The sequence below is a fragment of the Streptomyces sp. NPDC058371 genome (assembly GCF_042723265.1).
Taxonomy (GTDB): domain Bacteria; phylum Actinomycetota; class Actinomycetes; order Streptomycetales; family Streptomycetaceae; genus Streptomyces.
In genome coordinates this window covers 137,459-151,966 of record NZ_JBHXJC010000002.1, presented here as the reverse complement: position 1 = coordinate 151,966, position 14,508 = coordinate 137,459, and the positions used below count along the sequence as shown (strand labels likewise).

Genomic DNA, 14,508 nt, shown 5'->3' with positions numbered 1-14,508 from the left:
CCACGCGCTGCGTGCCTATGCTTACGGAAAGTAAATTTCGTGTGCTCGGAATTTACGAGGGCACATGAAAGGTTGGTATATACATCCAGCTTGAGCGCCGCGTGGACTCGTCCGTCCGCGCCCAGACCAGCGAGGCACCGTGAACCAGTCCACCCCCGAGCAGCCCTCCGCCGTCGTCTCCCGGCTGCGTGCCACCTTCCGCTCCGGCCGCACCAAGCCCGTCGAGTGGCGCACTGCCCAGCTGAACGCTCTGCGCGAGATGCTCACCTCGCACGGCGACGACATCGCCGCGGCTCTCCACGCGGACCTGGGCAAGAGCTCCGCCGAGGCCTTCCGCACCGAGATCGACTTCGTGGTCCGCGAGATCGACCACACCCTCGAGCATCTCGACGAATGGCTGCGCCCCGAGCCGGCTCCGGTCCCGGCGTACGTCGGCGACGACGCCACGGCCTGGACGCAGTACGACCCGCTGGGTGTCGTCCTGGTCATCGCCCCGTGGAACTATCCGGTGCAGCTGTTGCTCACGCCGGTGCTCGGCGCCCTGGCCGCGGGCAACGCGGTGGTTGCCAAGCCCAGCGAGCTGGCCCCCGCCACGTCCGAGGTGCTCACCCGGCTGCTGCCGCAGTACCTCGACACCGACGCGGTCGCCGTCGTCGAGGGCGGTGTCCCGGAGACCACGGCCCTGCTGGCCGAGCACTTCGACTACATCTTCTACACCGGCAACGGCATGGTCGGCCGTATCGTGCTGCGGGCCGCCGCGGAGCACCTCACCCCCGTCGCCCTCGAACTCGGCGGCAAGTCCCCTGCGTTCGTCGACCGGGACGCGGACCTGTCCGTCGTCGCCGACCGGCTCGCCCGCGGCAAGTTCCTGAACGCCGGGCAGACCTGCGTCGCCCCCGACTACGTCCTGACCGACCCCGAGACCGCCCACGCCCTTGAGCCCGAGCTGGCCCGTGCCGTCGAGGAGCGCTTCGGCGCCGAGCCCCGGAACTCCACGGAGTACGGGCGGATCATCAACGAGCGGCACTTCGACCGGCTCGCCTCCCTGCTCGACTCGGGGCGGCTGGTCACCGGTGGCGGAACGGACCGCGCCACGAAGTACATCGCGCCTACCGTGCTGGCCGACGTCGACCCCAAGGCGCCCGTCATGCAGGAGGAGATCTTCGGACCGATCCTCCCGATCGTCACGGTGCCGGACCTCGACGGGGCCATCGGCTTCATCAACGACCGCGACAAGCCGCTCGCTCTGTACGTGTTCACCGAGTCGGACACCACCCGCAAGCGGCTGGCCGCCGAGACGTCGTCCGGAGGCCTGGGCTTCGGTCTCCCGCTCGCCCATCTGACCGTCTCCGACCTGCCGTTCGGCGGGGTCGGCGAGAGCGGTATGGGCAACTACCACGGCCGCTACTCCATCGAGACGTTCAGCCACCGCAAGGCGGTGCTGCAGAAGCCGCTCGGCTGAGCGCTCGACTCCGCGAGACCGGTGGCCCGGGTCCGTCCTCGGACGGCCCGGGCCACCGGCGTGTCCGGGGAGGGGTTCGCCGGGTGCCGGGTGCCGGGTGCCGGGCCGGACGCCAGCCGCCGGCCGCTCGGTGCCGGGTGCCGCGTGCCGGGCCGGCCGCCGGGTGACGGGTGCTGCGTGCCGAGTGGCGGCCGTCCCGCGGCCGTCATCGGCACTCGGGCAGGGTGACCGTTTTGTCGGCGGCAGTTCGCCTCGTATCCGGCGCTGTCCTCAACCTCCACCGGGCGTGCGCGGCTTGCTTGCCAACGTTGTCGGATCCGACTGGTCTACACCCTTGACTGGTACAGACCAAAGCGGTTGAGTGTGGCTCCACACCCCCCACCACGGCCGCCCCCGACGTCGTGGCCGGTCCTCCGGCACGTGCGCACAAGGCTCTGCTTCGTCATGCCTTGTATCGGGTGCGGCCGTGCTGCGCAAAGGAGTTGATCCTGTGTCGAGACGCCGTATCTCCGCAGTCATGGCCGCCCTCATCATCGGAACGGCCGCCCCGGTACTCCTGCCGGCCTCGGGTGCGTCCGCCGCGTCCTGTTCGAGCTACCCGAGCTGGGTGGCCGGCAAGTCCTACGTCACCGGCAACATCGTCCGGTACACCGACGGCAAGGCCTACATCGCCGAGCACGACAACCCGGGCTACGACCCGACCATCAGCACCTGGTACTGGGAGCCGTACGCCTGCGACGGCGGCACCACGCCCGCTCCGTCCGGGTTCGTCGTCTCCGAGGCGCAGTTCAACCAGATGTTCCCGAACCGGAACTCCTTCTACACCTACAGCGGTCTCAAGGCCGCCCTCAGCTCCTACCCCGCCTTCGCGAACACGGGCAGTGACACGGTCAAGAAGCAGGAGGCGGCGGCGTTCCTGGCCAACGTCAACCACGAGACCGGTGGTCTGGTGTACGTGGTGGAGCAGAACACCGCGAACTACCCCCATTACTGCGACTGGGGTCAGTCCTACGGCTGTCCGGCCGGCCAGTCCGCGTACTACGGTCGCGGGCCCATCCAGCTGAGCTGGAACTTCAACTACAAGGCCGCGGGTGACGCGCTGGGCATCGACCTGCTCAACAATCCCTGGCTCGTGCAGAACGACGCGGCGGTGGCGTGGAAGACGGGCCTTTGGTACTGGAACACCCAGTCCGGCCCGGGCACGATGACCCCGCACAACGCGATGGTCAACGGTGCCGGTTTCGGCCAGACGATCCGCAGCATCAACGGCTCCCTGGAGTGCGACGGCAAGAACCCCGCCCAGGTGCAGAGCCGCGTCGACGCCTACAACCGCTTCGTCTCCATCCTCGGCACGTCGGCGGGAAGCAACCTGTACTGCTGACCGCTGTTCACCGGCAGGCTGTCAAGAGCATGCCAGGGTGCGGCATCCTGTGTTCGCCTTCGCTCGTCCCCGTCGCCAGACTCGGAAGGGACACCGTCACAGTGATGCCGCCCCCACGTCCTTTGCTCGCCGTCACCGCCGCCGGCGCGGCGCTGGCCGCCGTCCTCCTAGCCCCTGCTCCGGCCGTCTCGGCCGGGGCGCCGGGCGCCGGCGCCTACTACGTCCAGAGCGCGACCACGGGACTCAACGCCGCCGACAGCGGGGGAGCGGTCGTTCAGCACAACCCCCGGGGCAACGAGGACCACCAGCAGTGGACCCTGCGCGCGAGCGGCTCCTCGTACGTCCTGGAGAGCACCGACACCGCCGGCAGCTGTCTGGGCCGCTCGGGCGACCAGGCCGGAACGGTCGCCTGCGCCGCGGCCGAAGCCGCGTGGGAGGTGACGCCCACCGGGTCCGACCAGTACACGCTCAAGGCCCCCGGCACGGACCGGTACCTGACGGTGGGCGCGAAGGCCTCCGGCGCGAACTACCCCGCCCAACTGGCCGTCGGCTCGTCGGGAGACCTAGCGGCCTGGTACCTCACACCCGTGGCCCCGCCGGCCGGCCCCATGCCGCCGCAGAGCCAACGCACCCTGGACCAGGTCACGTTCCTCACCGCCCACAACGCCTACGCGAACGGCGTCGACGGCGGATTCGCCCCGCCGTTCGTCAATCTGGTGCCGAACCAGTCGCGGGGTATCAACCAGCAACTCTCCGACGGTGTACGGGGGTTCATGCTGGACGCCCACCAGACCTCCGACGGTGCGATCCTGTGCCACAACAGCTGCACCCTCGTCAGCAAGCCGGTCGCGCTCTGGGTCGACCTCCAGCGCATGGTCGACTTCCTCAAACAGCACCCCGACCAGTTCGTCACCGTCTTCATCGAGGACTACGTCGATCCCGGCGTCCTGCGCAGCGAACTCGCTCGCGTCGACGGCCTGTCCGACGTCCTCTACCGGCCCGACCTGAGCGGCGTCCGCCAGAACGGCTGGCCCAAGCTCGCGGACCTTGTCGCGGCCAACGACCGGCTGCTGATCTTCACCGACCACAGTCGTTCGTCCGACGAGTCGGCCGGTCTGACCCGGGACAGCTTCGGCGTGATGTACCAGCGCGAGTGGACGGTGGAGAACTACTGGTCCATGGGATCGGGCCTCGGCACCTCCGACTGGTCCTGCTACAGCCGCTGGTACGACGCGAACACGAACGTCCCGCTGACCCGCACCGAGCCGGCCTTCCGTCCGCTGTTCGTCATGAACCACTTCCGGGACGTCGCGATCGCCTCCACCGCCTCGACGGACAACACCAAACTCGCCGACCGGGCGCAGCGGTTCTGTGGGCCGGCGGCCCGCAAGAAGCCCAACTTCCTCGCCGTGGACCGCTATGACCTGGGCAATCCGGCCTCGGCCGTGAGCACCCTGAACACATACACGTATCCGTAGATCGTGTGCCAAACTGCCGCGATGACCTCAGAGACGATCACCGCGGCAGCGTCGGGCACCTGGACACTCGGCGACATGACCGTCAACCGCATGGGCTTCGGCGCCATGCGGCTGACGGGCAGCGCGGCCTTCCACGAAGGCGTGCCGAGCGACCGCGACCGCTCGACCGCCGTGCTGCGGCGCGCGATCGAGCTGGGCGTCGACCACATCGACACCGCCGCCTTCTACTTCTCGTCCCTGCGCTCCGCGAACGAACTGATCAACGCGGCACTGGCCCCGTACCCGGACGGCCTGCTCATCGCCGTGAAGGTCGGTCCGTACCGCGACCAATCGGGGGAGTGGGGCACGGCGGCGCGGCCCGAGGACCTGCGCGGTCACGTCGAGGAGAACCTGCGGCAGCTCGGCCGCGACCACCTCGACCTGGTGTACCTGCGCCGGATGCGGCAGGAGTCGATCGCCGAGCACTTCGGCGCGCTGGCCGAGCTGCGGGACGCCGGTCTGATCCGGCATCTCGCCATCTCCGGAGTCGAATTGAGGCACCTGGCCGAGGCGCAGGCGATCGCTCCCGTGGTGAGCGTGCAGAACAAATACGGCCTCGACTTCCCGGACCCCGGGACGGACGCCCTCCTGGCGGCCTGCCGTGAACAGGGCATCGCGTTCGTGCCGTTCTTCGCGATCGCGGGCAAGGGCGGATCGAAGGGCCCGGGCCAGGCGCACGACGACGAGGTGCGGGCCATCGCGCGGGTACACGGTGCGACACCCGCGCAGGTCCGGCTGGCCTGGACCCTGCGGCAGGGCCCGCAGATGCTCGCGATCCCGGGCACCGGCAACCCCGACCATCTCGCGGAGAACGTGGCCGCGGGCGCGCTCCGGCTCTCCGACGAGGAAGCGGCCCGACTCGACGCGCTGCGCCGCCGGACCGACTGAACGAAGTGGCCCCGCCCGGGCGGGGCCACAGGGGCTTCACCCCGAGTAGCCGCTCAGGGGGTAGTGGTCCGAGAGGTTCGTGTACGTGTAGTCGGTGCCCCAACTGGACACCGTCCAGGGCGCGGACCGCTCCTTGACGACCTCGTTCTTCCAGACCGCGGGACGTGCGTGCCCGGCCCGGTGGAGCACGTAATCCAGGTCCTCGCGCGGGTCGCTCGGATAGCGGTCGTGGGCGATGGAGTTGTCCTGGGTGTCGAAGGAGTACGGGTGCCCGGCGCGGGTGTCCGCCCCGACGAGGTCCACGTCCGCGAGCATCGACGCGTACTCGGCACTGCGCGAGTCCACGTTCAGGTCCCCGGCGACCAGGACCTGTTCACCGGCCGGAATGCTCTTGGCGTCCAGGAACGAGTCGATCGCCTTGAACTGCCGGCTGCGCATGGCTGCTGCCTCACCGGCGTCGCACCCGGGGTCCGTCGACTGGGCGTGGGTGCCCACCACATGCACCTTGGCGCCGTTCACGTTCAGTACCACATAGGCGAACCCCTTGTTGGACCACCAGTCCGCGCCGCACGCGTCCTGGTAGACGTACTGCTCCTGGTGCAGGATCGGCCACTTGCTCAGCACGGTCACCCCGCCGTCCTCGGGAGTGGTCGACGAATACGCTCCGCCGGTCGCGTCCCATCCGCTCCTGCTCCGTCCGACGACCGGGGTCTGGTACGGATACGCGCCGGCCGCCGCGCCCTTCAGCGCGTCCGAAGCCGCGTTGTCGAAGGCCTCCTGGAGCACCACGACGTCATGCCCGCGGAAGAACGCTGCCTGCGGTATCTCCGCGGCCCGGTGGTCCTGCCCCCAGTTGGGATACAGGTTCTTGCTCATGAGGAAGACGTTGTAAGACAGCACGTTCATCGACGGCAGCGCCGAGGAGTCCGCCGAGGCGGGCGCCGCCCCGACGAGGGCTCCCGCGGCGAGCGAGAGGACGAGAACGGACGCGCCCCGGGTGCGGCGCGCTGAGGAGAGCGGCACTGGATCTCCCTGAGAGTGAAGAGGGTCGACTGGCGCCGCACATCAAACCACTGGGGATTACTCCCAGGTAACTCCCGTGCAGGGGTTGGATGTCGTGGAGAAGTACGTCCCCTGCGCCGCGCCGCCGGGCCTCAGACGATCCAGGCCCCGTCCCGCATCAACTGGCGACCCCGCAACTCGTGCTGCCCGTGCCATGCCTGCACCGCGAGCGGCCGGACCCGGAAGAACGCGTACGACGCACTGTCCTTGCGCGGGTCCCAGCCGGACTTCTCCAGGAACGCCTCGGCGGCCGCGCCGGACACGTCCCGCGCGCTGTACGTCTCCACGTCCCCGTCGATGAGCACCACGTCCTGCGTGTCGCCGAAGGCGAGCCGGGCCCGGCCGCCGTCGCGAAGATTGCGGCCGGTGGGATTGGTGGTCCGGGTCGACAGCCAGATCGCCTTCCCGTCCCACACGAACCACAACGCCACCAGGCACGGCAGCCCGTGCTCATCGGCCGATGCGACCCAGATGTCCAATTCCTTGTCCAACCGGGCCAGTACATCGTTCTTGCGCTGTTCGGGGGTACGAGGACACTCGCTGATCGTCATGCCGTGAGGCTAGGCGGTCATAGTGGATCCTGCCTCGGTCGCCGGTCGTAGGGCCCGAGGCGGAGCCGTCGTCCAGGGGCCGGGTCAGCCCAGCTGATCGTGCAGGAAGGCCACCGTGCTCTGCCAGGCCTGGGCGGACGACCTGGGGTCGTGCGTCTCGGGGCGGCCGTCGTTGAAGAAGGCGTGCCCGGCGGGGTAGAGGCGCAGGTCGGGGGTGATGCCGGCCTGGTGCTGGATGGCCGCGCGCAGCTCGTCCAGCTTCTCCACGGGGATGGTCCCGTCGAGTTCGCCGTAGTGACCCTGGATCTGGGCCCTCAGGGCGGAGAAGTCGGGCAGCTCGCCCTGGATGACGCCGTAGAAGGGCACGGCCGCAGTGATACGCGGGTCGGCAGCCGCGAGGTAGATGACGAAGCCGCCGCCCATGCAGAAACCGACCGCGCCGGCCGTGTCCGAGGTGACCTCGGGGAGGCCGAGCAGGTGGTCGACCGCACCGGACAGCAGCTCGACGCCCCGGGGCACCGGCAGTTCCTGCATCATCCGCACGGCTTCGTCCGTGTCGTGGGCGACATTGCCGCCGTACAGGTCGGGGGCGAGGGCCACGAACCCCTCCCGGGCCAGACGGTCCGCGACGTCGGCGATGTGGTTGGTCAGGCCCCACCACTCCTGGATGACGATGACGCCGGGACCGCGCCCCGAGGGTGGCAGGGCCAGATAACCGTGCGCGGTGGACCCGGCGCTGGGGAAGGTCACGTTCTGATGGGCGGGGGCTCCGGTCGACTTCGGCTTCTCGGACATGGCTCTCAACTCCTGTGGGGGGAACCGCTGGGCGGGGGACGAGGTCCCGAGTCGATCTCCACCCTGCCACGCAGAGGTCCGTCAGGCCGCTGCGACGGACCGGCCGCGGTCGCTACGGAGTGGGGCGAGGCGGGAACTCGCGATGGCCGCGGGATCCGTGGCGGCGCTCTTCCGTGGGACCGGGGCGGGGGTGGGGAGCCGCTATCGCGGAGTAGGAACGGGGAGCGAGGCGGGCGAGCGCGTACACGGACAGGCTCAGCCAGCTGAGGGCGAAGAGCCAGCCGCCCAGGACGTCGGAGAACCAGTGAACTCCCAGATAGACGCGGGTCAGCCCGACGAGCATGCCCCAGCAGCCGATGAGCAGGGCGAGCGCGCCCCGGCCGTGCGGGGCGCGCGCGAGGACCGCGAGGATCAGCAGTCCGGCGGTGATGGCGGACGTCGTCGTGTGGCCCGAGGGGAACGACCAGCCGGATGCGTGCGTGGCCCACTCCACCGTCGCGGGGCGGGGCCTGGAGACCAGGGACATCACGCCGAAGCGGACGGCCTGGGCGGCGGCGAGGCAGCCGACGCAGACGGCCGCGGCCACCGCACGCTGCCGGGGTGAGCGGCCGACGATGATCCCGGCCAGCGCCACCAGGACGTAGGGAATGATCCCCGTCCCGGTGTACGTCGCTCCGCGGGCCACGGCCAGCGCGACATCCGGCCGGTGTGCGACCGACCAGCTGAGCAGGTCGGCGTCGCCGAACAGGGTCGCTCCGTGCCGGCCGGTGACGGTCAGGGCCAGCAGCACGAAGGCCACCAGGCTGCCGACCGCCGTCGAACCGGCGAGATCGGCGGCGTCCTCCCGCTTCACGGGAGCACCCGGCGGGCATCGGCCGCACGCGGCGGAGCGGTGCGCAGGGCTTCGGCCATCCTGGTGGACCCCTTCCTTCGGGGGCATCCGCAGTGCACCCCCGCGCTGACTACAATCCTGTAGACGGTCTACTGAACTGTAGACGATCGCCGGGCGGGGATCGTTCCCCCGTCACCCACTCCGGACCCGGAACCGGACCACTCGACGGATGCCGTACCCTACGTGTTACGTATAACCTTCCGAGAGGTCCTGATGAGACGCATCGCCCTGGTCACCCTCGTCGTCGACGACTACGACGAGGCGATCCGCTTCTACACCGAAGCCCTCGGATTCCGGCTCGTCGAGGACGCGCCGCGGCCCGACGGATCCCGGTGGGTCGTCGTCCAGCCGGGCAGCGAGGGCCAGGGGGCCGGGCTGCTGCTGGCCCGCGCGAAGGACGAGGCGCAGCGCGCCGGCGTCGGCAACCAGACCGGCGGACGCGTGGGCTTCTTCCTGCACACCGACGACTTCGCCCGCGACCACGCGCGCATGACCGCCGTCGGCGTCACCTTCCTGGAAGCGCCGCGCCACGAGTCGTACGGCTCGGTGGTCGTCTTCCAGGACCTGTACGGAAACCGCTGGGACCTGCTCCAGCCGGCCCCCGAGGCCTGACCTCCCGCAGCACGACGTCCGACCCACCGCGGCACGCGGGGCAGCGCTCCACCAGGGCGCGCCCAGCACCGCAGTACGCGCCGCAGGCCGGCGCGCGCCGCAGAACCACACCCCGAGAACTCCCGAGGACAAGAACGCATGACCGCGCCCCGCATCGACATCGACACCATCCGCCGGCTGCCCAAGGCCGTGCTGCACGATCACCTCGACGGCGGCCTGCGTCCCGCCACCCTCGTGGAACTGGCGGATACGGTCGGCCACACGCTGCCCACCACCGACCCCGACGCACTGGCCGCCTGGTACTACGAGGCCGCCAACTCCGGTGACCTGGTGCGCTACATAGCCACCTTCGAGCACACCCTCGCCGTGATGCAGACCCGCGAGGGCCTGCTGCGCACCGCTGAGGAGTACGTCCTCGACCTGGCCGCGGACGGTGTCGTCTACGGCGAGGTGCGCTACGCCCCCGAGCTGATGCTGAACGGCGGGCTGAGCCTGCCCGAGGTCGTCGAGACCGTGCAGGAGGGCCTCGCGGCCGGCATGGCCAAGGCGGCGGCCGCGGGCACCCCGGTCCGTGTCGGCACCCTGCTGTGCGGGATGCGCATGTTCGACCGCACTCGTGAGATCGCGGACCTCGCCGTGGCGTTCCGCGACGCGGGCGTCGTCGGCTTCGACATCGCCGGCGCCGAGGACGGGTTCCCGCCCGCCGACCACCTGGCCGCGTTCGAGCACCTGCGCGGCGAGAGCGTCCCGTTCACCATCCACGCCGGCGAGGCCCACGGCCTGCCGAGCATCCACCAGGCACTCCAGGTCTGCGGGGCCCAGCGCATCGGCCACGGCGTCCGCATCATGGAGGACGTCGTCGACGGCAAGCTCGGGCGGCTCGCCGGCTGGGTGCGCGACCACCGGATCGCCCTGGAGATGTGCCCCACGTCCAACCTCCAGACCGGCGCCGCCACCTCCATCGCCGAGCACCCCATCACCACCCTGCGCGACCTCGGCTTCCGGGTCACCCTCAACACCGACAACCGTCTGGTGTCGGGCACGACGATGACCCGCGAGATGGCGTTGCTGGTCGACGAGGCGAACTGGACCGTCGAGGATCTGCGCACCGTCACGGTGAACGCCCTCAAGAGCGCGTTCATCCCGTTCGACGAGCGGACCGCCCTCATCCGGGACGTGGTGCTGCCCGGTTACGACGCCGTGCTCTGAAGCAGCCCGCGGACGTACGCGGCCTGTCCGACGTGCTGGAGATCGTCGGACAGGACGCTGATCAGGCGTACGCCCAGGGTGACCGGCGGGTCCCAGCGCTCGTCCACGACCCGCTCGAAGTCCTTCGCACCCAGCCCGCGCATGAACTCCAGGCTCTGCTCGTGCACGGCGTCGTAGTACCCGACCAGCAGCTCGCCCGAGCCCACCCGGACCTTGGCCACCTTGCTCGGACTGTGGCCGTACCCCGTGTCCCGCTCGGGCAGGTCGAGCCCGAAGCGCTTCTCCCAGCCCTGCGTGAGCCAGACCTGGTTGAGCCCGGCGGCGTCGGCGACATGGTCGTCCTGCACGCGGGAGAGATGCCAGACCAGCCATGAGACGGAGTTGGCGCCCAGGGCGGGAGTGGCGTTCAGGTCGTCCGGGGACAGACCGTCGACGGTCGCGTGGACCTCTTCCTGGATGCGCTGGTACGCGTCGATGAGGATGTCCTTTGCCTGCATACGTCCACCATCTCCCATGGCGGCCGCTTACGCGTCCGGAATCCAGCTCCCGTGGAAGCCCAGCGGCACCCGGCCGGGCAGGTGGATCCGGGCCACCGGCTCTCCCGAGAAGTCCTGGGCGGAAAGAATCACCAGATCGGCCGCGCCCCGGTCGGGGTTGTGGACGTACGCGATCGCATAGCCGTCGTCCTCGGCGGTGGCCCCTGCCGAGGGGACGAAGACGGCTTCCCCTGCGGCGGCGTCCCTCGGCAGCCGGTGCAGCTGCGTGGTCCCGCGGAACAGGTCGTGCTTGATCAGCGCGTTGCCGAAGGCCCGGTCGGGCGGATTGCCGTCGGCCGTCATGTACGCCAGCGTCATGTCGGCGGCGGCCGCGGTGTAGGCGTACCGGTGCCGGCGGGACACCAGGGACTCGTTGACGCGCGGGAACTCCTGGGGTCGGTCGTCAGGGTCCTGGTGCGCACCCGGCCGTGTGCGAGGTCCACGGTCCAGCGTTCCAGTGAGGCGGTGCCCTCTCCGTAGGGTCCGCCCGAACCCTTGCCCGCCACCTCGAAGGGGGCGGGATAAGTCGTCATGTCGATGACCACGGACGAGCCCTCGTCGTACGCGTTCAGGGTGTGCGAGTAGAAGACCGGGTCCACCTCGAACCAGCGGACCTGGCCGCCCGCCCGCGGCAGCAGGCCGACCCGCGCGGGGTGCCCGGGATTCCAGACGTACGGCACGATGTCGCCCCGTTCCGCGCCCGCGGGGTCGAAGGTGACCGGCACGTCGAAGAGCACCACGTACTTCTTGGTGAGCGCGAAGTCGTGCATCATCGGCGCGCCCGCCAGCGGCACCCGGGTCGTACGCACCACCTTCCCCGACGGCCCGACGACGAGATGCCGCACATGGTCCCAGGTCGGGTAGTACGTGACGGCGTGCAGCTCACCGGCTTCGGCGTCGAACTTGGTGTGCGCCGTGAACGCACCCTCGAGCGAGCCCCGGAAGTCGTACGTGCCCACCGTGTTGAGCTCGTGGTCGAGTTCGTACGGCAGCGGCCCGCTCTCCTGGAGCGCGAGGATCCGCCCCTTGTGCCCGATCACATGGGTGTTGCACGGGAAGTCGTCCGGCGGGACCGGCCCGGGGTAGGGCTCACCGAGCTTCTTGGCCACGCTCGACGAGCGGACCCAGCGGTTGCGGTACCACTCGGCGCGGCCGTTCCGCAGCCGTACGCCGTGCACCATTCCCTCGCCGAGCATCCAGTGGTGTGCGCGGGGGTCCTCGAGGCCCAGCACGTTCGGGCCGTTGCGGAGGTAGCGGCCGGTCAGCTCCCGCGGAATGCGTCCGGTGACCGGCAGGTCGAAGGCCGTCAGCTCCTCGGTGACGGGTTTGAACGCCCCCTCCAGGAAGGGGTATTGGCGTGCCGTCGCCGGAACCGGCGCCTGAGCGGCCGCAGTTCGGGTGCCCAGCCCGCCGACGAGCCCTCCCGCTGCCGCAACTGCCGCCCCGCGCAGCACGTTCCGTCGTGTGTGCTGTCCCATGTGATCCGTCATCTCCGGACTTCCGCCCCGTCGTGTGTCGTGTTGACGTCCACGAGTCTGCGGCGCAGGACCCGGCCGGGTCAGGAGTGCTGGGGCCCCTCGGGGGGTGGTGCCAGGCCCCCTGTTTCGGTGGCCACGAGCGCCATCAGCGCCCGGGCCGCGGGACTGGTGGCGTCCGGCGGCGGAAGCATCGCGACGGTCTCGTACGACATCTCCCCGGTGCCCTTCAGGGCGTGGGAGGTGAGGGCGGACGCCTCCGGCTTGAGGCTGAAGTGGCGTGGTACGACGGCGATTCCGAGGCCCTCCTGGACGAGTTCGAGGAGGCTGTGCACGTCGTTGACCTCGAGCGCGACCGTCCGTTCGACTCCCGCGGCGGCGAACGCCGCGTCGGTGATGCGGCGCGGCCCCCAGTCGGGGTGGAAGTCGACGAAGGACTCGCCGCACACCTCCTCGGGCGTGACCGGCCCGCCCGCGGCGAGGCGGTGCGCCGGGTGGCACAGGACGGTCATCGGCTCCCCGGCCAGCGACACCGTACGCAGCTGATCGTTGTCCGGCTGCATCCGCACGGCGAAGGCCAGGTCCAGGCGCCCGGCGGCGACCTCCTCGGCCAGCGCCCCGGAGCCCGCCTGCCGCAGCCGGATCTCCACGTCCGGATGCAGCCGCCGAAACGCGGCGAGGAGCTGGGCCACGCACACCCCGGCGATGCACTGCTCGGCGCCCAGGGAGAGCGTGCCGCGCAGCACGCCCTGCACCGCGGCCACGGCCTCGTGCGCGGACCTGACCTGGGCCAGGATCCGCTCCGCCTCGCCCAGCAGGGCTCGGCCGGCCTCGGTGAGCGTCACGCGGCGGGTGGTGCGCACGAACAGCGGCGCCTGGAGCTCCCGCTCCAGCGCGCGGATCGACGCGGAGAGTCCCGACTGCGAGACCATCAGCCGCTCCGCCGCCCGGGTGAAATGCTGGTCCTCGGCGACGGCGACGAAATGCTGGAGATGGCGCAGTTCCATGATTGAGCAGCGTAGTCGCTCAATCCCATCCGATTCTCCTGTTGGACCACTGCCCGGTGGGCGCGCGACAGTGGAGGACGTCCTATCGGGAACTCTCCTCCAGGAGCGCACGTGTACACGGCGAACACCGACCGTTACGAGGCCATGCCCTACCGCCGCACCGGACGCAGCGGCCTGAAGCTCCCGGCGCTGTCGCTCGGCCTGTGGCACAACTTCGGGCCCGACCGCCCGGTGGAGACCCAGCGGCAGATCCTGCGCCGCGCCTTCGATCTGGGTGTCACCCACTTCGACCTGGCCAACAACTACGGGCCGCCGCCCGGCGCCGCCGAGTCGGCCCTCGGTGCCGCGCTCAAGGCCGACTTCACCCCCTACCGCGACGAGCTGATCATCTCGACGAAGGCCGGCTACCTGATGTGGCCGGGCCCGTACGGCGAATGGGGCTCGCGCAAGTACGTGCTGTCCTCGCTCGACCAGAGCCTGGGCCGGATGGGCCTGGAGTACGTCGACATCTTCTACTCGCACCGCTTCGACCCGGAGACTCCCCTGGAGGAGACGATGGGCGCTCTGCACACGGCCGTGCAGCAGGGCAAGGCGCTGTACGTCGGCGTCTCCAACTACTCGGCGGAGCAGACCCGGGAAGCCGCCCGGATCCTGGGCGAGCTGGGCACGCCGCTGCTGATCCACCAGCCGCGCTACTCGATGCTCGACCGCCGCCCCGAGGACGAGGGGCTGCTGGACGCCCTGGACGAGCTCCAGGTCGGCTCCATCGCCTACTCGCCGCTGGAGCAGGGCGTGCTGACCAGCCGCTACCTCGACGGCATCCCGGAGGGGTCGCGCGCCGCGAGCGACAGCCCGTTCCTCAGCGCCGACACCCTCACCGAGGACCTGGTGCGCCAACTGCGTGCGCTCAACGAGATCGCCGCGTCCCGCGGTCAGTCGCTGGCCCAGCTGGCGCTGTCCTGGGTGCTGCGCGGCGGCCGGGTGACCTCCGCCCTGATCGGGGCGAGCAGCGCCGGGCAGCTGGAGGACAGCGTGACGGCCACGCGCGCGCTGGACTTCGACGAGGAGGAGCTGGCCCGGATCGACGCGATCATCAAGCAGTGAGGCGGCCTGTCTGACGC

Annotated in this window: 13 protein-coding genes and 1 pseudogene; 7 read left to right on the top strand and 7 right to left on the bottom strand. The window is 70.4% G+C overall.

Annotation, left to right across the window (positions count from 1 at the left end):
- Nucleotides 1-139 precede the first annotated feature (139 nt).
- The 4 genes from ACFWM2_RS08245 (at nucleotide 140) to ACFWM2_RS08230 (ending at nucleotide 5,248) form a co-directional block, all read left to right on the top strand.
- Nucleotides 140-1,462 carry an aldehyde dehydrogenase family protein gene (locus ACFWM2_RS08245; protein ID WP_383274622.1) on the top strand — a complete coding sequence of 441 codons (1,323 nt, stop codon included), beginning with the start codon at nucleotides 140-142 and terminating at the stop codon, nucleotides 1,460-1,462.
- Nucleotides 1,463-1,952: 490 nt separating this feature from the next.
- Complete coding sequence (locus ACFWM2_RS08240) at nucleotides 1,953-2,843, top strand: glycoside hydrolase family 19 protein (protein WP_383274619.1); 891 nt, start codon at nucleotides 1,953-1,955, stop codon at nucleotides 2,841-2,843.
- Nucleotides 2,844-2,947: 104 nt separating this feature from the next.
- Entirely contained in the window at nucleotides 2,948-4,321 is a 1,374-nt protein-coding gene (locus ACFWM2_RS08235; RefSeq protein ID WP_383274616.1) for a phospholipase, read from the top strand.
- Nucleotides 4,322-4,342: 21 nt separating this feature from the next.
- Nucleotides 4,343-5,248 carry an aldo/keto reductase gene (locus ACFWM2_RS08230; RefSeq protein ID WP_383274613.1) on the top strand — a complete coding sequence of 302 codons (906 nt, stop codon included), beginning with the start codon at nucleotides 4,343-4,345 and terminating at the stop codon, nucleotides 5,246-5,248.
- A gap of 36 nt (nucleotides 5,249-5,284) precedes the next feature.
- Here the strand turns inward: ACFWM2_RS08230 and sph are convergent, their stop codons facing one another.
- The 4 genes from sph to ACFWM2_RS08210 all read right to left on the bottom strand — a co-directional run bounded on the left by sph (nucleotide 5,285) and on the right by ACFWM2_RS08210 (nucleotide 8,509).
- Entirely contained in the window at nucleotides 5,285-6,271 is a 987-nt protein-coding gene (gene sph / locus ACFWM2_RS08225; protein ID WP_383274610.1) for a sphingomyelin phosphodiesterase, read from the bottom strand.
- A gap of 131 nt (nucleotides 6,272-6,402) precedes the next feature.
- Nucleotides 6,403-6,861 (bottom strand): pyridoxamine 5'-phosphate oxidase family protein, encoded by a 459-nt coding sequence (locus ACFWM2_RS08220; RefSeq protein ID WP_383274607.1) that lies wholly within the window; start codon nucleotides 6,859-6,861, stop codon nucleotides 6,403-6,405.
- An 84-nt stretch (nucleotides 6,862-6,945) separates the two neighbouring features.
- Nucleotides 6,946-7,656: a dienelactone hydrolase family protein gene (locus ACFWM2_RS08215; RefSeq protein WP_383274604.1), complete on the bottom strand. Its 711-nt coding sequence runs from the start codon at nucleotides 7,654-7,656 to the stop codon at nucleotides 6,946-6,948.
- Between the two features lie 112 nt (nucleotides 7,657-7,768).
- Nucleotides 7,769-8,509 carry a phosphatase PAP2 family protein gene (locus ACFWM2_RS08210; RefSeq protein ID WP_383274601.1) on the bottom strand — a complete coding sequence of 247 codons (741 nt, stop codon included), beginning with the start codon at nucleotides 8,507-8,509 and terminating at the stop codon, nucleotides 7,769-7,771.
- 252 nt (nucleotides 8,510-8,761) lie between these two features.
- Between ACFWM2_RS08210 and ACFWM2_RS08205 the strand changes: the two genes are divergently transcribed.
- On the top strand, nucleotides 8,762-9,160 hold the full coding sequence (locus ACFWM2_RS08205; RefSeq protein ID WP_383274598.1) for a VOC family protein: 399 nt from the start codon (nucleotides 8,762-8,764) through the stop codon (nucleotides 9,158-9,160).
- Between the two features lie 138 nt (nucleotides 9,161-9,298).
- Nucleotides 9,299-10,369, top strand: coding sequence for an adenosine deaminase (locus tag ACFWM2_RS08200; protein ID WP_383274595.1), 1,071 nt, complete (start codon nucleotides 9,299-9,301; stop codon nucleotides 10,367-10,369).
- Here the strand turns inward: ACFWM2_RS08200 and ACFWM2_RS08195 are convergent.
- From ACFWM2_RS08195 to ACFWM2_RS08185, 3 genes and pseudogenes are all read right to left on the bottom strand, one after another.
- On the bottom strand, nucleotides 10,351-10,866 hold the full coding sequence (locus ACFWM2_RS08195; RefSeq protein ID WP_383274592.1) for a DinB family protein: 516 nt from the start codon (nucleotides 10,864-10,866) through the stop codon (nucleotides 10,351-10,353). The genes ACFWM2_RS08200 and ACFWM2_RS08195 overlap by 19 nt on opposite strands.
- 27 nt (nucleotides 10,867-10,893) lie before the next feature.
- Nucleotides 10,894-12,383 (bottom strand): annotated as a pseudogene (locus tag ACFWM2_RS08190) (carotenoid oxygenase family protein).
- An 80-nt stretch (nucleotides 12,384-12,463) separates the two neighbouring features.
- Nucleotides 12,464-13,387 (bottom strand): LysR family transcriptional regulator, encoded by a 924-nt coding sequence (locus tag ACFWM2_RS08185; RefSeq protein WP_383274589.1) that lies wholly within the window; start codon nucleotides 13,385-13,387, stop codon nucleotides 12,464-12,466.
- Nucleotides 13,388-13,498: 111 nt separating this feature from the next.
- Between ACFWM2_RS08185 and mgrA the strand changes: the two genes are divergently transcribed.
- Nucleotides 13,499-14,491, top strand: a complete 993-nt coding sequence (mgrA, locus tag ACFWM2_RS08180; protein ID WP_383274586.1) for an L-glyceraldehyde 3-phosphate reductase — start codon at nucleotides 13,499-13,501, stop codon at nucleotides 14,489-14,491.
- Nucleotides 14,492-14,508: the final 17 nt, after the last annotated feature.